27 protein-coding genes are annotated in these 26,008 nt (G+C 40.5%); 4 read left to right on the top strand and 23 right to left on the bottom strand.

Translation table 11 applies throughout. The annotated features are described in order from the left end of the window. Window positions 1-38: 38 nt before the first annotated feature. From A7985_RS07250 to A7985_RS07260, 3 genes are all read right to left on the bottom strand, one after another. A complete protein-coding gene (locus A7985_RS07250; protein WP_065789742.1) occupies window positions 39-1,841 on the bottom strand; it encodes a PAN domain-containing protein in 1,803 nt (600 codons plus the stop codon). Window positions 1,842-2,164: 323 nt separating this feature from the next. Beyond that, complete coding sequence (locus A7985_RS07255) at window positions 2,165-3,730, bottom strand: HEAT repeat domain-containing protein (RefSeq protein ID WP_065789743.1); 1,566 nt, start codon at window positions 3,728-3,730, stop codon at window positions 2,165-2,167. 43 nt (window positions 3,731-3,773) lie between these two features. Continuing rightward, the gene (locus tag A7985_RS07260; protein ID WP_063364488.1) at window positions 3,774-4,745 is read right to left on the bottom strand and encodes a hypothetical protein; all 972 of its coding nucleotides are present in this window, start codon (window positions 4,743-4,745) and stop codon (window positions 3,774-3,776) included. Between the two features lie 442 nt (window positions 4,746-5,187). On the opposite strand from A7985_RS07260, the gene A7985_RS07265 reads away from it, so the two are divergent. The 4 genes from A7985_RS07265 (at window position 5,188) to A7985_RS07280 (ending at window position 10,310) form a co-directional block, all read left to right on the top strand. After that, window positions 5,188-6,087 carry a LysR family transcriptional regulator gene (locus A7985_RS07265; protein ID WP_065789744.1) on the top strand — a complete coding sequence of 300 codons (900 nt, stop codon included), beginning with the start codon at window positions 5,188-5,190 and terminating at the stop codon, window positions 6,085-6,087. 112 nt (window positions 6,088-6,199) lie between these two features. Next, window positions 6,200-6,799 (top strand): short chain dehydrogenase, encoded by a 600-nt coding sequence (locus A7985_RS07270; protein WP_065789745.1) that lies wholly within the window; start codon window positions 6,200-6,202, stop codon window positions 6,797-6,799. A gap of 208 nt (window positions 6,800-7,007) precedes the next feature. Next, the gene (locus A7985_RS07275) at window positions 7,008-9,110 is read left to right on the top strand and encodes a TonB-dependent siderophore receptor (protein ID WP_065789746.1); all 2,103 of its coding nucleotides are present in this window, start codon (window positions 7,008-7,010) and stop codon (window positions 9,108-9,110) included. Between the two features lie 36 nt (window positions 9,111-9,146). Next, window positions 9,147-10,310, top strand: a complete 1,164-nt coding sequence (locus A7985_RS07280) for a DUF1624 domain-containing protein (RefSeq protein WP_065789747.1) — start codon at window positions 9,147-9,149, stop codon at window positions 10,308-10,310. A 44-nt stretch (window positions 10,311-10,354) separates the two neighbouring features. Here A7985_RS07280 and A7985_RS25735 read toward each other — a convergent pair whose 3' ends face one another. From A7985_RS25735 to A7985_RS07385, 20 genes are all read right to left on the bottom strand, one after another. Next, window positions 10,355-11,860 carry an alpha/beta fold hydrolase gene (locus tag A7985_RS25735; RefSeq protein ID WP_081310452.1) on the bottom strand — a complete coding sequence of 502 codons (1,506 nt, stop codon included), beginning with the start codon at window positions 11,858-11,860 and terminating at the stop codon, window positions 10,355-10,357. 129 nt (window positions 11,861-11,989) lie between these two features. Then, the gene (locus A7985_RS07290; RefSeq protein WP_065789748.1) at window positions 11,990-12,901 is read right to left on the bottom strand and encodes a helix-turn-helix domain-containing protein; all 912 of its coding nucleotides are present in this window, start codon (window positions 12,899-12,901) and stop codon (window positions 11,990-11,992) included. 4 nt (window positions 12,902-12,905) lie between these two features. Further along, window positions 12,906-14,747 (bottom strand): HEAT repeat domain-containing protein, encoded by a 1,842-nt coding sequence (locus A7985_RS07295; protein WP_141685281.1) that lies wholly within the window; start codon window positions 14,745-14,747, stop codon window positions 12,906-12,908. Between the two features lie 414 nt (window positions 14,748-15,161). After that, a complete protein-coding gene (locus A7985_RS07300) occupies window positions 15,162-15,638 on the bottom strand; it encodes a hypothetical protein (protein WP_065789750.1) in 477 nt (158 codons plus the stop codon). 573 nt (window positions 15,639-16,211) lie between these two features. Further along, entirely contained in the window at window positions 16,212-16,676 is a 465-nt protein-coding gene (locus tag A7985_RS07310; RefSeq protein ID WP_065790054.1) for a hypothetical protein, read from the bottom strand. A 109-nt stretch (window positions 16,677-16,785) separates the two neighbouring features. After that, window positions 16,786-17,124, bottom strand: a complete 339-nt coding sequence (locus A7985_RS07315) for a DUF6404 family protein (RefSeq protein ID WP_065789752.1) — start codon at window positions 17,122-17,124, stop codon at window positions 16,786-16,788. A 102-nt stretch (window positions 17,125-17,226) separates the two neighbouring features. Continuing rightward, on the bottom strand, window positions 17,227-17,580 hold the full coding sequence (locus A7985_RS07320) for a hypothetical protein (protein ID WP_065789753.1): 354 nt from the start codon (window positions 17,578-17,580) through the stop codon (window positions 17,227-17,229). A gap of 115 nt (window positions 17,581-17,695) precedes the next feature. Further along, entirely contained in the window at window positions 17,696-17,998 is a 303-nt protein-coding gene (locus A7985_RS07325) for a hypothetical protein (RefSeq protein ID WP_065789754.1), read from the bottom strand. A 97-nt stretch (window positions 17,999-18,095) separates the two neighbouring features. Further along, window positions 18,096-18,785, bottom strand: coding sequence for a hypothetical protein (locus tag A7985_RS07330; RefSeq protein WP_065789755.1), 690 nt, complete (start codon window positions 18,783-18,785; stop codon window positions 18,096-18,098). Window positions 18,786-18,849: 64 nt separating this feature from the next. Next, window positions 18,850-19,167, bottom strand: a complete 318-nt coding sequence (locus tag A7985_RS07335; RefSeq protein ID WP_065789756.1) for a hypothetical protein — start codon at window positions 19,165-19,167, stop codon at window positions 18,850-18,852. A gap of 219 nt (window positions 19,168-19,386) precedes the next feature. Then, window positions 19,387-19,839 (bottom strand): hypothetical protein, encoded by a 453-nt coding sequence (locus A7985_RS07340; RefSeq protein WP_065789757.1) that lies wholly within the window; start codon window positions 19,837-19,839, stop codon window positions 19,387-19,389. Window positions 19,840-19,961: 122 nt separating this feature from the next. Next, complete coding sequence (locus A7985_RS07345; protein ID WP_065789758.1) at window positions 19,962-20,405, bottom strand: hypothetical protein; 444 nt, start codon at window positions 20,403-20,405, stop codon at window positions 19,962-19,964. A 124-nt stretch (window positions 20,406-20,529) separates the two neighbouring features. After that, on the bottom strand, window positions 20,530-20,967 hold the full coding sequence (locus A7985_RS07350) for a hypothetical protein (protein WP_065789759.1): 438 nt from the start codon (window positions 20,965-20,967) through the stop codon (window positions 20,530-20,532). A gap of 93 nt (window positions 20,968-21,060) precedes the next feature. Continuing rightward, window positions 21,061-21,618, bottom strand: a complete 558-nt coding sequence (locus A7985_RS07355) for a type II secretion system protein GspG (RefSeq protein ID WP_065789760.1) — start codon at window positions 21,616-21,618, stop codon at window positions 21,061-21,063. A gap of 139 nt (window positions 21,619-21,757) precedes the next feature. Beyond that, entirely contained in the window at window positions 21,758-22,096 is a 339-nt protein-coding gene (locus A7985_RS07360; RefSeq protein ID WP_065789761.1) for a hypothetical protein, read from the bottom strand. 102 nt (window positions 22,097-22,198) lie between these two features. Then, window positions 22,199-22,516 carry a hypothetical protein gene (locus A7985_RS07365; RefSeq protein ID WP_065789762.1) on the bottom strand — a complete coding sequence of 106 codons (318 nt, stop codon included), beginning with the start codon at window positions 22,514-22,516 and terminating at the stop codon, window positions 22,199-22,201. Window positions 22,517-23,041: 525 nt separating this feature from the next. Further along, the gene (locus A7985_RS07370) at window positions 23,042-23,470 is read right to left on the bottom strand and encodes a hypothetical protein (protein ID WP_065789763.1); all 429 of its coding nucleotides are present in this window, start codon (window positions 23,468-23,470) and stop codon (window positions 23,042-23,044) included. Window positions 23,471-23,633: 163 nt separating this feature from the next. Then, complete coding sequence (locus A7985_RS07375; RefSeq protein WP_065789764.1) at window positions 23,634-23,849, bottom strand: hypothetical protein; 216 nt, start codon at window positions 23,847-23,849, stop codon at window positions 23,634-23,636. A 227-nt stretch (window positions 23,850-24,076) separates the two neighbouring features. Further along, a complete protein-coding gene (locus A7985_RS07380; RefSeq protein ID WP_065789765.1) occupies window positions 24,077-24,445 on the bottom strand; it encodes a hypothetical protein in 369 nt (122 codons plus the stop codon). A gap of 121 nt (window positions 24,446-24,566) precedes the next feature. Further along, window positions 24,567-25,586 (bottom strand): hypothetical protein, encoded by a 1,020-nt coding sequence (locus tag A7985_RS07385; RefSeq protein ID WP_065789766.1) that lies wholly within the window; start codon window positions 25,584-25,586, stop codon window positions 24,567-24,569. Window positions 25,587-26,008: the final 422 nt, after the last annotated feature.

Genomic DNA, 26,008 nt, shown 5'->3' on the forward strand with positions numbered 1-26,008 from the left:
TTTTTTAAACATTCAGTGGCGCATCGGTTTGCTAATGATTAAAAGCTCACATTTACAGGTGTAGTTGGCGTTGAGCCTGCCGCATCATCCCAACACTTTACTTCACCGTTAGCAATCAACGCGCATGATTTTCCGTCGGCATTGGCGATTTGTATGGCATCCGCGATCCCGCTCACTGTGTAGTCACCGTCACCATACGCTGAACACTTTATAGTGCCATCGTACATCACCGCGCATACTCTAGACGTCGGTTCATTTTCACCTGTAATGGCCACGCGCTGCGCACCTTTTAGATAAGCGAACTCAATGGGCGTTAGGTGCTGTGCACCATCAATGAACCCCCAACACATTAGCTTATTTTCGCTTGGCTCTGAACCAGCATCAATGGCGCACGCAACAACATCACTACTGACCAAATCTACAGCATTGCTAATCCCTGAAATCGTAGAAATTTCATTTTTCATGCTACGAGAGCCACTTAGGATGGTTTTACCTAAGCACTTAACCTCACCTGTATGCATTGCCGCACACACATGCCCAGCACCTAATGGGTTGCCAACCGCAATTTGTTTCACGCCCACAAGTTCAGTACTGACAATATTTTGAGGGTCACTGCCACTCCAACTATTTCTGTTGTTTAGAATCGGAAAAGAACCCCAGCACTTAATAACACCTCGTTCGGTACTCACGACATTATTAAGTGTTATTTCAGCGCTGTCTTGTACTGCACACGTGAAATTATCAGTTGCGGCTAGTTGAATCGCATTCGCAACCGAGTTAGTGGATACCGGGGTTGAAGAATTTGTTGTATTGCCATCACCTAGTTGTTTGTGATCATTTCGACCCCAGCATTGCACTGAGCGGTCTGCCAAAATGGTACAACTATGGTTATTGCCCGCTGCAATTTGAGTGGCATTGCTCAGTGAGCCTGCTGACACTGGCGTACTTGAGTCATTCACTGTACCGTCGCCAAGCTGTCCGTAGGTATTGGTGCCCCAACATTTTACTGCGCCACTTGCTTGTACAAAGCACGTATGCGCTTGACCGGCAGCTAAAATGGTATCTTTTTTAACCTTAAAGCCGGATGTGCCCGTACCTGCTGTTGCATCATTGGGCGTCACATTCAACTCACACGAGTTTGAAGTCAGGGCCGAATTATAATTCCAAGACATGCACTTATTATCGTCTTCACATTGCTGCATACATGCTAATTCAGAAGTCACAGAAAGTGTCTTATATGTGTTACCAACACGTTGTTGATTGCTAGCTACTGGGCTTAAAGTCAAAGTCTGTTCTTTAACACCCGAGGTACAATAGTTACAGGTTGTTGGCGCATTACCAGAGCTTTTCAGCCAGCACCGTGGCGTTGGACCCTGAATGCCTGCATCAACATAAGTCCATGAACCACATAAGCCATCTTCTTGACACATAGTTTTGCATTCAGAAGCTTGAGCACCAGCACTCAGTAGTACATGATAATATTCATTACCTAACCGATCTGTTTGCGTCTCTTGTGCCCCCATATCACTAAAGTGAGTTACCGTTTTGTACCCCGATGTACAATATGTGCAAGGAGTGGAAGTATTTTGGGCACTTTTCAACCAGCACATACCATTTGTATGCTGATAACCTGGGTCCACATAGGTCCAAGAGCGACATCTGTCATCATTTTCACACGCAGCTAAGCACACGTTTTGATCATTACTTTGCACGGCAAAGTTTCGGTATTCTCGCCCGAATCTATCTGTATTCTCTTCCACCGCACTCATTGAGCTTGCTAATGTATAACAAGGCAATATCACGCTTATCAGTAGAAGCAAAAACCTCAATTGACTATTCATAGTTTATCCTTTCGAATGATTATATTTATGGCATGTTCCAAACCTAATTTTCGAAACCAAGCTTGAATAGTGTGTTTTTAACAATATTAAAGTGCCAAATCCATTACACTTAATTACACATGTAAGCAGAGAAGCATGAAGCCCAAGTAAAACAACATTAAATTCAGAAAAAAGTAAATACCACTCTTTAAGTGATTAAAGTTTATTACAGTTAATGCAATAGATGGCGCTTTACAACTGACTGTGCCCCCACAGCACTTATTTGGTTGTATTGCATTTCAAAGGAGAGAAAGTAGCCAACTATCTTGGCTACTCAAGCCCGATTAAATATCTAAAATTACCGCTAAGCGCTTTTTAATAAGCGGATTATTTTGTTCGCGGTAAAGCGCTTGCAGCCTATCGACATTATTTTCAGACAGTTTGTAATTCGCTTGCTGATATACCCGAGTGAAAGAGTCTATTGTTGTGACATGAGGCGATTGCACTAAACTTGCGATTACTTGATCTTGATACTCTGTTTTATGCGCCAAAGATTTGATCGTGTTATTGCGAACCTGAGTGTCACTATGATGTAAGTAATTAGGCAGCTTTTCGACCAATTCAGGGTTTTTACTATTGGCTATAGCCAGTATTGCCGTAGGCAATTGAGTTGGATCCGAGAGTTTAGTATTTAAAAACCCAGCAACCTGCTGAGACTGCATGGGTGAAAAGCGATTCATAGTGCCGATGCTCAGCATTGCCATGTTCGACAGCGCACTATTCTCAGCGTTATCAGCCACCGTTTGTAAGCTCGAAAACGCAATATTTGTGGCATTTTCAAACCGCCCGAGGGCCATCACTATTTTTTGTCGTACTTGCTGACCCAGTTCTTCATCGCTGATCAGATCAGACAGCATTTGCTCTGCTTGCGGGGTTTGCGCTTTTTGTAACGCATAAATCAATGCCGAGTTGAGTCTTACATGATTCATCAATAACGACTTAATCTCATTTGGGTCCTGATTGGCCAGCAGGTATTTACCCAACTGTGCAGCAAGATCCGCATCCAAAGACGATTTGAGCTCAGTTAAATGAGAAAGCAAATTTTCGTCTGTGATGTCATAGACTTGTTTGGCCTTTAATTGAGCTGTGGACACTGTCCCATTTTGGTTACTGTTCCAGCCAACATAGTCAAAGCTTGTAAAGTCGATGGGTCTCACAAATACCGACTGTACGACATCATAATGTTGCTCACCTTGCTGCCAAACCTGTTGATTATGATAGTTAAGCTCGCGAATACCGACCCAAATAGAGCCGTTATCATTAAGCGTTAGCTGCCACTGCTCTTCTTCTTCGCGTTCTGGGTGGGATGCTGTGTTTATTCTCGTGCGACTTACCGCGTTATCTTTTTGGGTATAGCGATAAGTTTTCATCCCTTGCGCGTCTTCAAATGTCAAAGCAGCGCTAAGCGAGTAACTCATCAAATCCAGTACCTTAGGTAGCACAGATAACGTGTGTTGTTCACCTAACCCGAGTAAGTTTAACTTGGTAAACTGACCATCCTTGTAGGTCATATAAAATGGCAACTGGGTAGGCATTTCTTGAGCTTTGTTGTCTGACGTGAACTGTATATTCGTGAGCATCGCCACCAAATCTGATGCCCCTTCAGTCTTTGGCTTGAAATACATCTGCCAGCTGAGATCTGAGTATGTAATTGCAGTACCTTTCTCACTTAAAACCGCTGAATGGATCTCAACCTGATACCCATATTCCTGGTTATCCTTATGCATCGGTTGCATTGATTCAGAGGCTGTATATGTCACTTGCACTGAGGGTTTGCTATCTGAGTCCTTTAATACCAAAAATGCGCTAACAGCAATGACAAATATCGCAATAATCGTTATTTTTTTCATGTTCTTATCTCAAAGTGGTGGCCGGGGCCACCACAGTCAAATATTAAAGCGCTTCCCAAACAGGGCTTGCGTATTCGTATAGCACCGTTTCACGTGTATAAAGTGGATCCCACTTCATTACGTCAACATTAAACTGCAACAAGCCCCAAAGCTTTTTACAGTAAGCTTGGATTTTTCCATCTCCACCTGTTAGCTTAGTGCTCACTTTGAGCTCTAAGAAGCCTTGTTCAATAACTTGCTCATCTTGAACTACACGACGAATACCAGCTTCAACGTAGCCTTTACCTTTTACTTTCAATAGGTTTAGCTTTCCTTTTACGCCTGCTTCAGAAATACCGTGGCCAAAGCTACCATACGCTGAGCTTGATACTAAGCCACTCACATACGGCTCAACAGCTGCGTATAAATAGTCTGGGCGTCTTACACCGTCAACTTCAAATGGCTCTTCATTGCCATGTCCACCAACAACACCGCCTACGGTAAACTCAGCGCCAGCTTCAATACCCGCACCAAACTTTACACCCACTTTTAGCAAACCAAGCGGATCGAGTGGTAGCTCAACTTTTGGCTTAATTACTTCAGGGATTAAATCAAAGTAATATTCCACAGGGTAAGTGATAGATGCATTCAAAAGATCATCACAATTCGGTTTGAAGCTCGCTACTGTGTCGTCACCAACGGTAAAGTTAAAGCTCATGCCCTGAGTACAATCTAACTTGCTGGGGTTAAAAGCAAATTCCAATTCACCAATCGACATTTTGAAATTGCGATTGTGTAGTTTCAGCCAATTTCCAGCTTGATAAAAGCCCTGAGTTGCACCGTTTGCGACTTGATCAACATACATCCACCCCTGTTGATCACGGTACTGATGAGACTGCCCAATAACGTCATTTTTTTGAATTGAACGCACATTGCGCTCAACATAACCTGGATCTTTATATAGATATGCATCAGCGGCTGGTGACAATGTGATCGCAGAGATGACGCCAAGTATTGCAGCGTAATTAAATTTCATGGTTTTCCTCATGTTTTTGAGTTATTAAATTTATGAATGTTGCGCAACACTTGTAAATTAACACTCATTTTTTACATTTTGCTTTCATTTTTACCTTTATTGGCTAATTCATTAACGCTGACTCAATTCGTATCTCAGATTTACAGATTAAAAGTTGTAATTAAAAGATCATTAATTTCATAGAATTACCAATTAGAGCATAGAGTTAGGATGGAATATTTCGCCACAATTGAGATACTCACGCTTGCAACTTATATCATTGTGAAATTTTTAATTAATTTTGATGTAAAACTGGTATTTGGCCGCAACAAAACACACCCGCTTCATTTCATGCACGTTGCAGTTATATTGCCTAATTAAAATGTAGTGATTACAACCCTTTACCTAACCTTCTGAGACACCATATACTCATAGGTAAATACCTATCTAAAATTGAAATGACATGCTTCCTAGCCAACTTCCCATGTTTATCGCAGCAGCAAAAGAAGGCAGCTTTTCAGGTGCAGGACGTAAGCTAGGCGTATCTGCGTCCGCTGTAAGCAAAAGTATATCCGCACTTGAAATGCAAACAGGTACTCGTTTGTTCCATCGCAGCACACGACAGTTTTCTCTTACCGAGGATGGTCAGATCTTATTTCAGAAAATTTCGCCGCTATTGTTAGAAATTGACAACAGCATCGAAAGTATCTCGCAGCAAAATCAACAAGCCAAAGGCAAGCTAAAAATCAACTTACCAGACAGCTTTGGCCGTGAATTTGTCTTACCCCACCTAACGACCTTTTTGCAAGCTCATGAAGGTATTGAGCTTGACCTTGTTTTCGATGATCGGACGCTCAATATTGTGGAAGAAGGGTTTGATATCGGCATTGGTAATAAAATAAATGAAGATAGCCGACTGATAGCGCGACGACTATACACCATGCAATCTGGTATTTTCGCAACGCGAAAGTACTGTGAAAAGTTTGGTGTACCAGCATCTCTTGAAGATCTCAGTTTGCATAACTGTGTTGTTTACAGCCCATTGGGACAAGGTCAGCGGTTTACTTGGCCGTTACTAAATGATGCTAAGGAGCTTATTCGTATTGAGCCAAAAGGTAACCTAACGGTCTCTAGTATCAGTGCAGCAAAAGCGGCCATGCTACAACATTTAGGGCTCACCTACATGGGGAGGTGGCATATTGAATCAGAGCTCAGTACCGGAGAAGTTATCCCTATCTTACCCCACCATTGGAGTACGCCAAGTACAGTATGGCTCTATTACTCCTCTAAAGCGCATTTACCCAAAAGAACACGTCTATTGATTGACTACCTCGTGGATAACATCGCTCAGAACGCTTCATAGCTCATTTTATTTATGAATTTTAGTCACAACTGAAATGAGCTTTACCCTACTACTGCGCACAACTGATTTCATAAATAATGAGCTCAATTCATAAATCATGAGAGCAGAGACTATGAAAAAAATACTCGTACTTGGTTCAACAGGCTTGTTAGGTAACGCGTTACTAGATGCATTAAAACCGCGCTATGAGGTGATCGAAGCGTCATTCAGTCACCCTGAAAATGCATTTGATTTGTCTGATCCCCAATCACTAATGGCACTGTTTGAAAAAGTCGGCACGGTAGATGCCATTATCTGTACTGCTGGTGTTGCCAATATGGTTGACTGGCACACAGCACAAAGCACGGACTGGACGCTTGCCATCAACAACAAGATGATGGGACAAATTAATACGCTCAGATTTGGCGAAAAATTTGTCAACGACGACGGCGTGATCATATTAACCTCGGGTATATTGGCGCAGCACCCTTTTAAAGGCAGCAGTGTTGTTACCACCGTCAATGCCGCCGTAGAAGCCGCGGTAAAAGCCGCCGCCATTGAAGTTGAACGCATTAGATTTAATGCAATATCACCGGGTTGGATCTCTGAGACCATGGTCAGTATGGGTATGGATCCAGAACCAGGTATGCCTGCTAAAGAGGTTGCACAATACTATGTTAATTTACTAGATAACAGCGAGAGTGGCACAACAACTATCGCCGCTAAACTCTAATTCAATTACAGCTCCAACAGAGGATAGGCCCCAATAAAAAACATCGGAGGCCTATCACACTAAGTTGTAAAAACAGACTATCAGTCAGCAATTTATAAAATTAATAATTAATTCGTCGACGCTGACTGTTACTTAACTTAAATGATTGCGCAGTATCTGCTTTACCAATACCATATTGATACTTTATAACATAACAAATGGTATTCTAGTGTCTAAGCAGTATCTAGCTCTTATTATCTCTTCTCTCCTTGTCCCTAATTTTGTATTTGCCAACGAGCAAGATAAAGAAATTGAAACTATTCAGGTCGTTGAAAAACGACTTCCTTATCGCGGAAATGTCTCTATAAACGATTTGCCGCAATCTGTCTCTGTCGTTTCTAGCGATTTACTCAACGATATTGGCGTGAAAGACTTTCAAAACGCGGTGGGCTTGGTTAGCGCAATTTCACGACAAAATAATTTTGGCGGCCTTTGGGAAAGCTTTGCAATTAGAGGCTTTGCAGGTGATGAAAACCTGCCATCGGCCTATTTGATTAACGGGTTCAGTGCCGGTAGAGGCTATAGCGGCTTGCGCGATACCTCTAATATTCAATCTATTGAGGTTTTGAAAGGCCCGGGGTCTGCACTTTATGGTCGCAGTGAACCTGGAGGCACCGTTAATATCATCACTAAAAAGCCTCAATTTGAACAAAGTGGTTATATCGCACTAACTGCGGGTGAATTTGCCCAACGTCGAGTCGAAGCAGATTACACCAATGGACTCACTGACTCTGTGGCATTTCGTATTAATGGCGCCTATGAAAAAGCCAATAGTTACAGAGACACCATCAGCTCTGAAAAACTCGCACTAACGCCCTCATTCACTTTTAAAGTCTCTGACTCGACACAGGTTAACTATGAGCTTGAACATGTCGATCAGGAGATCCCATTTGACCGTGGTATTCCTGTTTTACCGGGGTTTGAATTACCCATTGAGCGTTTTTTAGGCGAGCCCAGTGATGGCCCAATTAAAGTCGAAGCGACAGGTCATCAGTTTGAAGTCTCACATCAAATGAATAACACTTGGATGTTCAATGCGGGTTTGGGCTACCGTACATCTTCACTAACTGGACTCTCATCAGACACTGAGCTTTCGCCCGGACGCCAGCTTTTGTACATAGATGGAAAAACGCTGAATCGACAACGTCGTTATCGTGATTATGATGCGACAGATTTATCGGCACGATTTGAAATAAGCGGCGATGTCCAACTGTTTGAACTCAACCATAACCTGCTTATCGGTGCCGATATTTATGACTATGAACTGGATTTTGAACAACAGCGTTACCGTGTAGCTTGGGGTAAGGGTGATTCAACCTACAGTATCAATATTTTCAACCCTGTTTATGGACAAGCAAAGCCTGCAATGAGTCCAACCATTCACAACCTCGAAGCGCAACAAGCGTGGGGGATATATCTGCAAGATCAAATTGATGTCACGGACGCATTACAAATACTTGTTGGCGCGCGCATTGATAAATTTGAACAAACGGTCACAAATCAACTTAAACAAACGGCCAGCGAACAGTCACAAACAGAGTTTAATCCTCGTGCTGGTGTTGTATACCGCATCAATAAGCAGCTGAATTGGTACTCAAGCTATTCAGAAGGATTTAGACCTAACGCGGGTGCTGATTTTGAAGGTAATACGTTCGAACCGGAAAAGAGTAAATCGCTAGAAACCGGTATAAAGTTCACAACAGCCAACGATATCGTGCGTTTAAATGCTGCACTTTTCCAAGCTGAAAAGTCAAACATTCTAACAGTCGACCCTGTCAACGAAGGCTTCTCTGCGGCGCTTGGTAAAGCACAAAGTAAGGGGGTCGAACTCGACTTAGCTTGGGATATAAGTAATCAAACTGAGTTGTCTGTTAGCTACGCATATACCAAAGCCGAAACAGCCAACGATATGGTAAACCTCGATTGGGGTGTGCAGTTACCCGCGGGCAGTCAATTGATTAATATTCCTGAACACAGTGCGAATGTCATATTGCGCCACAACCGTGCGCTGGCTGGTTACCCTGTCGACTTTGGTGCCCACGTCCAATATGTCGGCACGCGGTTAGGTGAAACCATCAACCCAGACTATACCCTACCAGCTTACACACTGGTAAATCTGTTTTTCAACGTTGAGCTGACGCAAGACCTTGGCCTGCAATTGAAACTAGATAACGCGTCTGACGAGCGCTACTACGCAAACTCCTATTCTCATATGTGGACGATGCCGGGTCAGCCATCAAAGTATAGCGCAACGCTAAAATATCAATTCTAATCAATAGGAACGGCCTGCTTGCAGGCCTTTTAAACTATGAATGAGACAACTATAAAAAAACGCATCGACTCCATCGATATGCTTCGGGGGTTGGTCATTTTAATCATGCTCGTCGACCATGCACGCGAAAAGTTCTATTTACACAAAAACGTCGCTGATCCGATGAATATTGATAGTACCGATCCCGACCTATTTTTCACACGGTTACTCGCGCATTTTTGTGCACCCATTTTTGTCTTTTTAACCGGCTTGTCTGCGTGGTTATATGCCCATCCGGCCAATAAAGCACCACGCAGTGCACAGAGCTTTTTACTTAAACGCGGCTTATTTTTGATTTTAATTGAAATCACGCTCGTTAATTTTTCGTGGTTTGCAGCCTATACCACCCTCTACTTACAGGTAATTTGGGCCATTGGTGTGAGCATGATTGCATTAGCCGCGCTCCTATACTTGCCCCGTCTTTGGATAGCAGTCATCGGATTAGCCATTGTATTTGGCCACAACGCGCTTGGTTTTATTGAGTTTGCGCCTCATGAAACGGGTTACTCACTGTGGACTATCCTGCATGACAGAGCATTTTTAGTCAGCGAAGGGGCGTTAAAGATCAGGGCATCATACCCTGTGCTGCCTTGGATAGGCGTGATTGCCGTGGGCTACGCAGCAGGACCGCTATTTAGCCACAACGTAGATGAATTGACGCGACGTAAAACCTTAATCATGGGCGGCACGGCGTGCCTTGTTGCACTGGTACTACTTAGAGCCTTTAACATTTATGGCGAGTCACAGCCTTGGCAAATGTATGATGAGTCTATTCGCAGTGTGATGTCATTTTTGAACTTTACCAAATACCCACCATCGCTGATGTTTTTGCTCTTTACCCTTGGCATAGGCGCATTTGTATTAGCCTATTTAGAAACTGCAAAAAGTAAGCTGTGCGCGATGCTAAAAACCTTTGGTTCAGTACCGATGTTCTTCTACATTTTGCATTTATACGTGCTGCTCATTACCTACTTTATACTGTCAAAAGTCATTGGCACAACCACTGTCATTGGCCCTAACGACTACCCTTACTTGGGGTTCCCTAATGTTTGGTTAGTTTGGCTTGCAGCCATTGTGCTTGCAGCGCTACTTTATTGGCCATGTAAAAAGTTTTCTCAGTTTAAGCATTCAAGTCAATCTGCTTGGGTGAAGTACTTTTAAGCAACACGCATTAGCCACCATCACTTGATGGTGGCATTTTCCATTTAAAGATGGGTATTAAACCACGTGCTCGCTTGCACAATTGATTCATTGACCTCCGCATCTTGATCATAGAAATTAAATTGATGATAAGGCGACGCCAACTCAGTCTCCATCCAATATAGTTTTTTGTCCTCGCTGGCGATATCAGCAAAATAACGCTTTGTGTAATCTGGTAATACGGCACCATCAGAGTGGATCATCAGCGTCGGAGTTTTAAGTTCTTTAGCTGATGGCATAGGATCAATAGTTAACCAATCTTCCCATGACATGACCGCAAATTTATCACTACTCCACTGTGGGACAGCACCGCGCTCAGGGTTAAGATAATAATCATACGGTCCATACATCGCAGCACTGGTATCCGTTGTCGAAATACTTGGAATATACGCAACATCTCCGGTTAACTGGTATTGCCTTTTGGCCTGCTGCGCTTGTGTAATTTTTTCAAATACCCCCGCTTCACCGCCGTAAAATTGTTTAACGGCCTCAGCATCGTGCAACCAAGATGCCGCAGTGACAACAGACTGAATCCTGCTATCTTGAGACGCCGCAATGAGTGTGTACATAGCGCCAGCACAGATACCGAGCGCACCAATCTTGTCATTGTTAACCGTAGGCAATGATTGTAAATAAGTGACCGCGCTTTTTATATCTGCCACCTTTTGCGTTGGGTTTTCGTAAAACCGAGGCGCGCCTTCACTTTGGCCAAAATTTCTAAAATCAAAAGCAAGCGCAATAAAGCCTTGTTCGGCCAGTTTATCTGCGTAAAGGCCTGCCATTTGCTCTTTTACTGTGGTCCAACTGCCTGAAACTATCACCGCGGGATACTGTTTACTTGCATCATAGTCTTTTGGTAAATATAGGTTTCCGACTATTTTTTCTCCATCGCTTAAAAACTCAATGCTTTTAATCACACGTGTATTATCGCTTTGAACCTGCTTAGTTTGACTCATTTGGCTTGCCTCTTGTAAAAAGTTTAAATTGCCCTTTTGACCATGTGTTTGTAACGTCATCTCTACGATTTGCCAACGACCATTGACGTTTTCTAAGGCGTGAACATAACGTCCATAAATATCCCAAGAATCAATGCCTTGTGCACTATGACTGGCATAAACATGAGAGAAAACTTGCGCTGATTTCCCTTTTACAGACACCTGAAAATTACTCAGCATATGATGGGTCTCAACCTCAGCGAGCAGATTGCGCCATCCAGAAATGAGGTCAGTGGCAGCCACCTTGCTGCCAGCCTGACCTGACATGCTTGAATAATCAACAAATACGGTATCAGCGAATGAAGTTTGCGCCTTTTGCCATTGCTTGGTGTCTATGGCACTTACCATATCAACGATCACTTGTTTGACATCTGCTTGTTGCTGCATCAATGCTAAGCGTTTGAACTGGCTATGGTTAGCTGGACTCTCTGCCGTCATACCAATTGAAGGTAACCCAGCTAGCGCGGACAAAAGGCAGATGGTCAGTGATTTACGTTTGCCTATGGGGGATTTCATATTGTCACTCCTACTCTTAACCCGTCAGGCAAACGGTTTGGTCTGCCTTTGAACTGGATTTAGATTATCAAGTGATAAAATGAGAAGATTGAACAATCCTGCTCGATTTTTTGTACTTTATTGCTCGGATTAATCGGTTAAATGACTTTTTATAAATTGGCCCGGCGTGCACCCCATATTGGCTTTAAATATTCGGGTGAAATGAGACTGGTCATTGAAGCCGAGCTGCTCAGCAATATCAGCAATATGTGCAGACGGTTGTGCCAAGAGTGCTTTGGCGCGCAGCAAGCGATGATTTAGCAAGTATTGATATGGCGTAATATCCATTCGCTTTTTAAACTCACGCAGGAAGTAATACTTACTACACCCCACCAGCTCAGCTAAGTCATCTACCGTGATGGTGTTACTGATATTATCAGTGATGAACTTATCAACTTTTTCAATTTGATACGTATCCAGTTTGGAGGCTTGCTTTTTTTGGTTGATGAGATCTTGATAGTTGGAGTAGTTATTGATGTAGTGATTACTTAGCAATGACACTAAGTTATTTATAAATGGCCTGCCATTTCTGCCTTTGTTTTTTGCCTCCAGAATAAACAGCTCCATAACGCTTTTTATGGCGTCGTCTTGCACGTTATAGTTGTTCAAGAACTGGAGCGACTTACCCTGCAAATCGAGTGGACAATTGTTCAAAAAGATCGCTTCTTCAATCGCCAAAATCACAAAATAACAAGGTTCAGAAATATTGTGTGTAAACGGCGTTTTGGGGGGATTAATCCAGATATTACCCGGTACCGTTTTCAGTGCAGTGATCCCTTCATCCGTGTGTACCTGCCAATTGAGATCTTTTTCCAATGCCAGAGCAAAATAAAAGTACGGCGTATACACATTTTGCGGATAAAAGTGAGGTGAACTGCCCTTTTCTAATACAATGCCCGGCCAATCAAGCCCTTGATTAGAAAACTCAATGTCCAACACGTCACCGCAGTCAGAACGCTTTTGGCTGTCATAGCAATAAAATTGAAGTGATGATTTCTTCATGCCCTTACCTGTTCTTTATGTCTTCTTTTCGGGCTTGCTGTAATTGAACGCTCTGTTCATCACAATCCGCCATTTTTAGCCCTGTTTCAGGATGAAAAATCACCGCACCTTCACTCACTTTAATGAAAATGGCGCCGTCATTTAGTTTCCAAGATGCATTCGGAGCCCCAGGTAAACGATAAAATGGCGCAATCACATAGCCTTGTTTTGTCATTTGGATCTTGAAAATCATGCCGAGATTGGAAAAACCATGGGCAAGCCCAGTCACAGCATAAGCATAGTCACCAATGACATACACATCCTCGATATTCTCTTTCAGAATGATTTTGGTCTTATCACTTTTGACAAAAGACATCAGCTCGCCGCCAAACTCACCACGGCTATCACCTACAAGCCACCGCCCTTGAAACTTGGCAGCAAAGGCTGGCGTGATGTTACGAGGTACTTCACAGTACTCAGCTTCATAAGCACATACTGGCTCCGGATAGCTAAACGCCGTTAACGGCTGCGCTTTGGTAGCATACTGTTTGACTTCAATCGATTCGGGCACTTTTTCAAAAAAATGTGTATGGCAAATAGGGGGAACTTGTGCCAAAGCCATCAACTTAAACAAGTCTTCGGATCTATCTTGCTCTTGATAGAAGGCACTTAACGGAGTTTCCTGCTTAAAAGCGGTCACGACTTCATGGGCATATTGCCTCAGAGGTGCATACCAATGTGTTTGCGCCACGTCATCAATGGCGGGTAACGCAGATTTTGCAGACAATAAATGTAGTGCTTTGATGCCTGCGTAAGATTGACGCCAATCATGAGGGTTTTCAACTAAGGTAATCAGGTCTGAAATACCTTGGTGATACCCGATATAACCCAAGCTTAGCGCCGCTTCGACTCTGACTTCCCAGCTTGGCGCTTGTAAAAAAGCCACGATTTGACTGCCCGTTTTTTCAGACACTTTCCCCAGTCTAGCTAAGTCAGTAAATGGCAATTGATAAACGGAAGAGGGAAACCCAGCCTCTATTTCTTGACTCAACTGCGCTGAATAAAAATACTCTACCAATGGGCTTTTCATGGTTTGTAATGACTCGGTTACAGAGTCAACAAACTTGGGATGCGCAATGGCATAGTCATAAACCCATTGAGCAATTTTGGGGTCTTGGGTAATGTCGCCTATTGCTGACATAGCGACATGCTTTGCAGCATCGGTTACTTTGTCATCTTGTATGAGTTTTATCAGCTGTTTGGCAGATTCTGCATCAACTATGCTGAGTTCGTTTCCGAGCTTATAGAAAACTTCTCCAATCCCATCAAACGCCTCCTCATCCTCATGACAAGGTTCAAAACATCGGAGACCTTCAATCAAAAAGGGAATGCCATCAGCGCCTAAACGCATCAACGCAACACCAATTTGATTTGACGCAGTTTGAACACGCTTGAGCTCATCAACTAAAAACGTGCCCGCCTTTTCGCCGCCTATATAGCCCAGTGCTCGATAAGACCACACTCCTCCCCTTTCATATGAACGGTTGTGTTTTATCACACTTTGGATAATCTCAAAGTCTTCTTCTTGCAAACCTTGTATTTGAGCAATCAAACTGTCAGCTACCGCTTGGCGATTAGGATTTGATTCTTTTGCCACTCGCGCCAAAGGCACAAGTGCTTTTCTTCCATGCGCGAGTAACTGTTCTCTGATCGCTTTGTCGACGTTACCTTTACCCCGCACATTCTTGTGTTTGTAGGGGATCTGACTAATACACTGCTCAATATCTTTGCACCGAGCTGCACTGGCAACATGCGACATAGTCATCGACATCGCGCAGAACAAGCCAACCCACATTATCCATCTCATATTTTTCTCGTTATTTGTCAGATCAATTACGGTAGATTGCAACCCCTGCAATTTTGAACAATCATCTATCAACTAGTTGCGTAAGCTGATGTCAGTAAGGGGGGAGTCTATGCAGCACGCAAAATTCAGCTTTTACGACGATTTGGTTTTCAATAATGAGTGATTTATCGAATAAGCCAAGCGTTTTGCGTTCTTTTGAGTAAATTGATATGTGTTCCTATTACTAACAAAAACTCTCACAGGTCACAATCATTCGTTGAACCGGCATCAACAGACCAATCATGGTGATAATAAATTGATAAATAATACTGTAACTTAGGAAATTGACTACCCATATACATAAGGACCCAACGCGCCTTAAACGGCAAGTAATTGTTGTCTACCCTGTAAAGCGAATCAAGACCGAGCCAACAGTTACGAGTCTACCTTTAAGGCTTTGTTATATGAACATCGATTCAAATGTCCCCCTATTAGTACACAAGGAATGAGCAATAAAAGAACTAAGTATGAGGATACTCCCTCATTAAAGTTAAAAACAGTAAATAGTACTTGTGGTAATAGACCAACACCTGCAACCATTTTTACATTCATACGCTTAGTATCTTCATAGGTTCTAGCCGCTATATAGCCTGCGAGAAGTGCGTAAATAATGCCTATTGGTACATAAAGCATTGCTACATAGTCCGCACTGTATTGCTGAAAACTCTCGGTTGTGAGGCGGTTTACTAGGTAATTCATAAAGCCTAACGTAACAAATTGCCCTAAAACCAAAATTCCCACTCCTCGACCTACAGCAGCTGGAGCTGAAGGTAATTTACCTTTAAGACATTCATTCAACGCCTTGTAAAGTAGGTAGACTAAAACTAAAACAACATAATCAAAATATTGCATAATGGTTCACCTTGTTTCACATAACGCCTTACTAAGTGACACATAAATGCTTGGCTAAACATAGCAACGAAGGAGCGCAAGCCAAGCGTTCTGCGTCCTTTTGAGTAACTTGTGAGTAGTTGAGTTCGTCCATTTAATACGTTTAAACATGAATATTCTTGACCCCCTTTGAAGGTTAAGCTCATGCTCATTTCTTAATAGAATCTTTAATTTTTGGCTTTTAGTATGGCCTTGTAAGAAAGACTGTTGTTTGACCTTACGATTTAAGAAATAGACATAGTCGTTATCGGTCTCAATATGTCCACTTTCTATGATGGGCTCTCCTGGATCAAATCCATAGCAATCATTATAAATGATATAGTTATCACCATTGAATTCTAGAGCATCAGGACATTCAAGTTCCTCACCATATTGAAGCCATGTATAAGCACTTGCGGAAAACTCATTAAGAATATAGAAATAGTTATTAATCTGAACATAACCAAAGACTGCTAAAGCCACGCTCTGTGGAAATTTAGGCGCACTGGCGAGTGAATTCCCGTAGCAGCGCCTTGTTATAAGTATTTGTGGGCACTATTGACCTACTGTTACATGGTAAGTTGTAAAACACCGACCTGATAATTCTGTTGTATGCACTTTGGTGGACATTTTATTCAACGCCTTGTATTCGGGCCTACTGTCAAGCAAATGGAATCGTATTTCTTTATGCCCTAACTCTTTAGCCCAGCACATGAGGCTTTTGAAAATTGATATGCCAAATCCCCAGAATTTTTGTGAGATAACAATCGCCAATTCATACTCGTTGCCATCAGGTTGAATTCCACACCAACCTGCTAATACGCCACCTATATAAACCGCACGAATACGACAACCATGCGTGGCATCAGTCGTTATTTTCTCATCCATCCACGTTTGAAGGCTTGCCTCGTCAAAATAAGGGTGATCAATCAAATGTTTTCTGAGGGAATCCTGATTTACGATGCCCATCAGCTCGCTAGGGTTTACTTGATTAAAACGCAAAAATTCAATTTTACTCATATCTTGATCCATTTAACGTCTCGCTTAACCGGCGCTAAAAGCAGGCTAAAATTAGCGACAAAGGAACGCTGCCTGCTATTTTGCATCTCTTGATTTAAGCGTTTGTTAGCTACAGTTGCTCCCAAGCGCTTAATTTATGCTTTTTGGCACTATTACTATAATAAGCTGCTGTGCATACCCCCAACATCAAGCCACTAAACAGACCAAAAGCAAACACGTTAGTGATTGAAATGTCATCTAAATACCAAAATACTAACGCAAACGAAATGGGTATATACCAAACCGAAGCGATGGCAAAATTCGATGAAAAACTATTGTAATGAAAAGGCACAATCTCAAACCCAAGCTTCCTTAGCAGTCTATATGGTGGCGGCATTACGTTAATTTTATTAATTTTTGCTTCCTCAAGCTCTCTTAGTGCCGCTTCAAGCTTTATCGAATATGACATATATACTCCCTATAGCTAACGCCGTTAATAGCTTGCTAAAATTTGTGAGGAACGAACAAAGCAAACTGTCTGTTTTTGGTCCGACCTTTTTAATTTGCTTTGTTATATGCCCCATTCAACTGAGCTAACATCATCTATGCTTTTAACTAATAACTCTAGTTTTGCTCTTACTAGTATTTCTATTTCTTCATTAGGCTTACTGAACATCTTTTTAAACAGGGAAACCCTTTCTTCTGCCCAAATTTGCCACAAAGGAATGTCAGACTCTTCATCATTTTTGCCCATGAAAATATCAATTTTTGTACCATTAAACTTGGTACTGATAATAAACATATACTCGGAATCTATAGGTTGTTCTGGTTCAAGGCTAAAATTTTTGAGCTTTAAATACATATAGTCAGAGAGCTGGCGAGCAGACTCAAACTTACGAGTTTTAAAATATAAATTTTGATTCATGCTCACTCCCTTAAAATCATACAATGCCACATTAACGGCAAGTTATGTTTGCTAAAATGTGTGATAAAGCGAAACAAGCGTTATAGTGCCCTATTTTAAATACCAAGATATATTTCTAATAAATATATCTTGGCCAAACAACACTATAAATAGCTAAACCGTACATAAAAAACAAAGCAGTTCTGTAGAGGTAACCTCTAATATCAGACACTTCTTTAGACTCAAACTGTACGAGGCCAATACCAACACCGAATGCCCTGATGCAACCGACCAATGCTCCCAAGCCGAGAGCATAAGGAAGATAAAATTCCAAACCATACATACCAGCAAACATAATTGAAGCAATGCCTACAAATGTACCAATATAAGGCCAAATTATAAATTCTGCGAATAGTTTATCTAATTTACTTAACTGCATAGAAAAAGTAACACCTAAATATAAGGAAAACATGCTTTGCAAGCATTGGGAAGATACGAATCAAGCCAAGCATTTTGCGTGCTAGTTAAGCAATTAGTTATAAGCCGACCTTAGGCAGCTCTTTTGTATTAACAATCTCAAAGTTAGTTAAGTTGATTATAGAGCTAAGTGATTTACCGTTTAATTGATAAATTATAAATAGCTCTGTTTCAGATAAAAGAGTATTACCTATTACATGCTCCACGTCTGTTAATATTTCTTTGTAACCTGAACCATTGGGCTTTGAAATAGAAACTGTTGTTAAATCACTGGGCGTCAGTCGATTATCACTATTCGAGTCTAATTTTACTAAGGAATAAAGAATAGCTATGACTGGCTCTTTGGAGCTGTAATCACCTATACGCAATTGACTGGCACTCTCGATAAGAAAATTTGTGTGGTTAAACAGCCACTTATTCAAGTTAGTTTCAGTATTTATAAACAGGTAGTTTCGAGTGGAATTAGAAGACTTGCTAAAATATCCACGGTTGAAGCTTTGATCAGAGTTTAAAGGAATCATTAATGTCCTATGGCTAGTTAGACTAGTAACATGACCAAGCCTCCAACTTTCTTTTGCTTTACCGCTTTCTTCGAAGTTAACAATATTTTGCGTGTTGCGTTCTCTCGTTATATCTTTGAAAATTTGGTACATAGCAAACAAAAGCACACCGATTGCTAGAATGCCTGTCACTGAAATAAGTAGACCATTAAAACGCCATACTAATTTAAAAAACTTATTATCTTCCATACTCAACACCCTAAAGGCTTATAATATCATTGTAATTGGCTAAAAATAGTTGGCTACAACTTTGTTATGCTTTCGATTCGTGAACATATTTAAACGCACGGCCTTTCTTCTCAGGCTGCCATCCATTTTGTAGTGCAGATATAATACACTTTTCAATATCTTTTGGAGTTATGGGTAATTCAGGATATCCGATCCAGCTATCACAGCGCAGCCAAGGAAATGTTATCGATAAAACCGCACCTGACGATTCAGCTAACTCTACTGCAGCGGTCATATCGCTCCCAAAAGCTCCTTGACTGTATATTGGTTTATTTCTAATCGTCCATCGATACACAACAGAGTCAACAACGACTTTGCGTGAGCCTTTCTTAGGAATTGTCATAATTCACCGGAAAATATAACGCCTTAATAAGACGGAAAAATGCTTGGCTAAAATTAGCTACGAAAGAACGCAAACCAAGCATTTTTTGAGCCCTTGGTTTAGACGCTTGCTATACACCTCAATCAGAGTATTTCGTCACACGAACACCACTTTTATAGAAATTGTAAACTTGCTTAATGTCTCGGATATTAGTCTCCAATTCAGTTAAGCTTTTTTGGTTTAAAAATAATTTAAAATCATAGCCTTTTTCATTTTTATGTAAAAAGAATCAAACTGAAAGAAACTTTCCGATTTAATGTCAGAGTTAAAAGTCTTTTTACTCTTCTCATGACCATGTTCGTAATACGCAACTTCAATAACAATAAAATTCTTTTTGTCCTCAATAAACACTATATCCAGCGAGGTTTTATTAACTTTCTCTAGCGGCTTTTCGATAAGATCCAACTTGTTAGAACCAAAATACTTTTCAAAAAGTAGAATTGCAAAGAGCTGCTTATTCTCAGGGGGCTCTTCTGGATTTTTTGAAAATTTTATAGGCCAGCTATCGTGTTTATAGCCTAGCTTAATAAGTTTTCTTTGAGTATCTGTTAGAGGTAGAATATTTTTTCTATCAGACTGACAACCTGTTAAAGCCACTAAAAAGAGCATCAAAACTAAGTTTGTTAACTTCACGGTATTTAAAGTTCCCTAACGCATAACGCGCCATCAACGGCACAAGATAGCAGGCGAGAGTTTGCGACGAAGGACCGCAAGCCCGCTGTTTTTCGCACATGGTTCATTTAACTTGTTCTATTTCACTTTACCACTTTTTCGATAAATTCATCCAACAATGAATTTTCAAAAGTAGACTTACTCAAAAACCATAATTCGAGAAAAACGATAGGCACTATGAAAATGCAAAGTGCGTCCCATCCATGTTCACTAATGGCACTTGGAAGCATTGGTAACATTAAAACAGGGAGAGTCCAAATAAAATCTATTGGCCGAGTTTTGATATGAATTAAACTTTCTTCACCTGTTGTTTCTATCCATAGCTCTTTGGCAACTGAATAATTCATTTGAGGGTAACCAATATTTTTATAAAAGCTCAAACCAAATGTTCGAGTCCCTTTGACTTTCACTTCAAGGTATTTTGTGTCAGTAACGAATTTATTATCTAGCTTCAACAGACGCTCTATTAACTCTTCTACGGAAAGCGCTGTTTTGATGATTCGTTTTTTCCGAAATAGGCTAATCATGCTCGTTAAATAAAACGTTTGCAGCAACGGCGCATGCTTGCTGGGTGTTTTTTGCCGCGAAGCGATTAACGAATAAACCGGCCTGCGAGTATGCGTTCGTTTTGACAGCAATTGTTATATGCGCTTATATTGGATCATAAAATGAGTAAATTACAGTTCTGCCGCTGTATTCTTTTAGCGACCCAAGGCCAATACTTTTAAAAGTATAATTTCCTGTTTTTTTAAAGCCACTCCCCATAGAGCCAAGGACCATCACAGGTTTTGCATGAGAGGAAACTTTTGCTAACCTTTCTAAAGATTCTATTTGAGAATCTTTAGAAACAAAATTCTTGATACTTGTTGATTCAATTTTCTTTAGATCGAAGTCAAACAAAATATCAATTTTCGAACAGTTATCAAAAGACTTTGTTTCGTTAAGTGTACTAATCAAAGCCTTGGCCTCGGTATCTGATAACCTCTGAAAATCATGTATTTCTATTTGCCAACTCATACCACCGGCATTTGCCAGCAGAGGAAAGAGAGTAATAATTGTTAATAAATTTGTCTTTATATTCTTTAGCACATAACGCTTGCCTTACCGGCACAAAATAGCAGGCTGAACTTAGCGACAAAGGAACGCAGGCTACTGTTTTGCGTTCTTTGATTGAGTCGATTGTTACAAACCACTCGTAACTTGATAATCTGCAACTAAGCCTACATTCTCTATTGGTGATGGTAAAATATCGTCGGGAGTATTAAGGACACCATCACGACCATAAGAACGAATATGGTATGAGCTCTCATCAATAAGCTTGTAATAGTAAAACTTCCCTTCGGTATTTACTTGCGCTGCATCATGAAGAAAAACTAGTGAGTTTTCTGGTAAAGATTTTCGCAACACTTCTAATGACTCAGGGTATCGCCCATTTTGGACTCTATAAAACTCTATTGCTTGTACTGCGCCTGTTAACTGCGTTTTTGCAAGTTCACCACGCAAGTCATCGTAAGCACCGCCTTCTTGTACAAAGCCAAAGTATCCCAACGCACTATAAAGAATGACAGTGAATGCAATACCACATGCACCAACTATTTTCAGTTTTGTATGCTTTATGGCAAAACCCCATACAATGGCGATGATTCCAAATAACACACCAATTAATGGAATAAACGACATCCCACCAATCACATAGCCTAGGCACCCAGCTTCTTTCTTATTTTCTTGTTTGTTTTCCATACTATATTGATACTTTTTGTGGTTGATAACGCTTACTAAGCGCGCGAATAATTATTGGCCCAAATTAAATACGGTACGAACAAGGCTTGCATTTTTCCATACGTATTAACAACTTTATTATGCATAAAACTCCTGCTTATTACAAAATATCAAATGCCATATAAATCATAAATATAGAATGAGCACTCAATAGAGAAATACATGATAATGATAAGACAATCACAGGCTTTCTTTTATTCTTCATCGCTTTAAAAGAGAGAAAAGTCGCTAGGCTATACACTAACGGATAACCCACTAAACTCATTGCTATTACCCATCGGGTTAAACCATCCAAAAAGCCATTTACAGGAGCGTCGAAAACCATTGCAGCATTAATTAAATTAATAGGCCAAGGAATGAGCATTAGACCAAATAAAATTAATGGTAATATAAATGCAGACACCCTAAGTACAGAAATTTTATTGATTCTTAGAATCATACATAACCCATTAATAAGGCTCGAAAAATACTTTTCTAAATTCATCGACATAAGAGCGCAAACCAAGTATTTTACACCGCTTGGTTGAGGAGTTTGTTATGTTTACAATTCAGCTCTTGAGCACCAAAACTCTGAATAACTACCGTCTTCCCAACACTCAATACAAATTGTCCCAAACTCTCGCTGCGTGTTTAACTCTCTAGATATGACGACCTTTTCTGATTGAAGTAAATTTGAGATCAGATCTAGGTCATTAAAGCCCTCTATTTCGATACTCTTACACTCGTCATCGTACTTGACTTGAAACCCTAGTTTGAAGTCATCTTCTGCACTCCCCCTCCTAAATGTTAAGTCACTAACAAACCAAGGCTGTTCAAATTCAAATAATACCTGATAGTCACTCGTACTCGACCTAAACATAACACCTCTATTCAACGGCAAAATTTGGTTGTCTATAATGTAAAGCAGAGCCATCCTGCCAAAATTTTCCGGTGGTTTGATTCACATAATTTATGCAGTTCTTCTAGTATATTACTCCCTTTAAAGCTACTTTATTTTCCCAGCCATTGTCTGAAAATTTAGAAAACTTGAATGGGGTTAAGTTTGGTAGCTCCTAACTAGAAGATTGCTCTATTACTTTCTAGAGGAAACTTAAGCGCTCCTCGTTTCCCCCTAAAAAGCTTTCCCACAGAATTTCAACAATTCCGCCTATAACTTCACAGAACCTCAATTCATCGATTGGAAGGCTCCTCAACGATCTTGCTGCACAGCAACCATCAAAAATCTTTAAGGCTACCGCCAACCTTGCCGTTGGCGACAGTTCACTACATTGCTCTATATACGAAGCCATAGTGCCTTTAATGATAACGCCCGTAACAGCTGTGGGAAACAGTCGACTTAAATTAGAAAGAAGCGAACGGTAACCATCTGTTCTTGAATCGCTTGCTAGGAGCTTTGGTCATTGTGGAGTTCAATAACACACAGCAAATCTTCTTCTAGAACCGTCACAAACTCTGTTCCTTGTATACTCGGATTGGCCAATAGACTATTATATACTCTAACAACCTCATTAAAGCAGGTTCTCATTAGATCTATGTCAGTAGAGTAACCGCTACCAATTTGAAAGAGTAGCTCTGAAACTCCATTCTTAAACTTTGACTTGAGGTATACCTCTTCTAAGTATTTAGGAACTACTGCAGCCGCACTATATAAGTCACTTTGTACGACAACATGATTCTCAATCTTCCAGTAAGCTTTTTCAAACTCTTCTTCACTGTCTGAAAGTAAGGCTAATATAGCTTCTGGAATACTGGACGCGTCAGTCATTTGAGTTCGCAAATCCCTCCACTTTTCTTCGTGAATTCGTTCGAGCATGTCAACACTAAATAATGAACTAACCTACCTACTAAACGCAGTGTAGCACGCCCGGGGGAGATCCTGATTTACCCAGCAAGAATGTAGTTTAGTGGTTTGTTATGTGATTTTAAATAAGCGCGCCGAGTGAGCAATTTAACCACCCACTTTATCACCAATACGATTATTTTATTGATGCGCATAGCAATGTAAAATACCCATTTTCAACCGTTTGCGCCATAACTTTATTTTCTTTCATTATCTCACTGACAATTAACATACCCTGTATGCGATTAAGCCACTTTCGGGCTTCAGCAGGCAACAACGTTTGATCGTTGGTAATCAAAGCCGCAATGATTTCCGAGACAGCTAAAGCTTCTAAGCAAATACCTACCTCCAAGTTCTCACTCTCATTTAATGCCGGTTATATCGGTAAAATTAGACTATTCAATCCTCTTGATTTTTCCAATTCCCATATCCAATAACTGGCACTATCATTACCAAAATTGCCTTCACTTCATGCACCCAAACTAAAACTCCTCTTTTACGCGTCACGCCTTGCCTAACAAGCGCAAAAAGCAGCCTAGAACAAGCGACAAAGGAGAAGAAAGTTGCTCCGCCTCGTGACTAAACATTTTCTTTTGCTGGCAGTGTGGATTTAAAAGCCACATTATACTTTTCACATAATACGTGATTTAAAACACCATCTTGTTGCATTGAATCTAAGCGCTTAAATTTACTGACAGGTGAAACATCTGTGATTCTCATGATTTGCTGGCCGTATTTTTCAATGCGATCTTCGCGATAAACCATACAGTCATAGATTAGATCAGGAGCCTCCTCTCCATTGAATAGTTCTACTGTTAACGCATACATTATTTGAACCCAACATATTTCCAGAACAATAGTGCCTTCAGAGCACCCCCGCTCTGCCTTCAAGTAATATGATTCATCAGCGAATTTTCGCGGTGTTTCTTTGATTATCTTCCACTGCATTTGAGTACCTAATGCCGCCTTAAATGGTGAGTAATTGTTATCTAAAAATGCGAAGCGGAACCGAGCCAACTGTTATGAATCCGACTTTAAGACTTTATTAGTTGCCTTGTAATCTGACTTTTCATCTATTAGCCCAGCTATTCCATGAAGGTTGACAAGTTGTAGGCTCTCCGAGATCCTCTATCTCGCCTAGAGCGTCTTCAGCATACTCGTAGCCTAGTGTTTTCGCCTTGTTTAACCAATTCATTCCTGTTTCTTTTTCACCAGTACAAAAATAAAACTCTCCTATCCAACCAGCAGCTTCTGAGTGTCCATTTTTTGCTGCCCATAAGTAATATTTAACAGTCTCACCAGAATTCTTTTTTTCTAATAATTTACCTAATTGATAGCCTGCTTCAGGGGTCTTATGCACTTTAACTAAATGCTTTAACAACAAAGTACTTCTTTCAAAATCTTTACTTAATTTGGAATCTTTTACCCCTAGATTTAAAGAACCATGCTGCGAGTAATAATATCTCCCTCTGGAAAAAACACTTGCCAAGTCTAAAATTTGCTGCTCACTTAACTTTTCGTGATTTTGATATAGTTTATTAATAGTAAGTGTAAAATCATCTTTACTATTGTTACCCTTAATTTTATTTAATAACTCTTTCGCCTTTGGAAAACCATTATCATGTAACAACTCAGCTAAAGCGATTGCCTGCATCTTTTCTTCTTCACTTTTCAATGCGCTCGAGTTTACATAAGAGTTAACAATAGAAAACATCGCTAAAAGGTAACCATTATTTGCTGATTTATCTATCCAATATTCAGCTTCTTTTTGCATTTCCAAATTCGATTCTTTATTGTAGGCAAGGCCTAATACAAATTTCCCCCAAACAAATTGTGCTTGTGGGTTTCCGTTATCTGCTAACTTTTTTAAATAGATAGCTTCACTTGACGGTTTGTTTTTAGTTCCAAACTCATGACTAAAGTTTGTTCCAAATAATATTGCCATATCTGTTTTACCTTTTTCGAATGTAAAACAAGTATCCACAATACTTTTTACATTAGTGCCTTTCAATTGATTTAAGCAATCACTCTCTGCATAAGCATCAACCGTAAATAAGGAAACACAAAGAATAGCAAGATATTTATACATAATATTAATTTAACTCGAAGCTCTAAGGGAAACTAAAATATTACTCTACGATAAAAGTAGCATAACCACAGCAGATTTATCGCCGCATCACAACGACTACCCATGTATACGTTTTATTATGTCCAACCATAACAACAACTTGAATAGATGTCACCAACTTACAATTGATAAAAGTACGTCAAATGTCGCATAACAATGATAATTGATAAATTATACCAACTGTATAATACCAATCTAACCGTTCAGAATACTCAAGCAATCCAAAGTAACTACCTTCCACTCAGCCTCCTTGATATATAACGGACCAATAATGGTAAGCCTCGAGCCAAGCTAAGCTTTATTAGTCCATACATTGATGCGTTTGTTAGCAGTTTACTTTTGGTTACTTTGCGCCTCAATAACTTTGAAATCTAGCTTTTCTG

Origin of the sequence: Pseudoalteromonas luteoviolacea, assembly GCF_001696455.1 — a bacterium.
Lineage (GTDB): Bacteria > Pseudomonadota > Gammaproteobacteria > Enterobacterales > Alteromonadaceae > Pseudoalteromonas > Pseudoalteromonas luteoviolacea_C.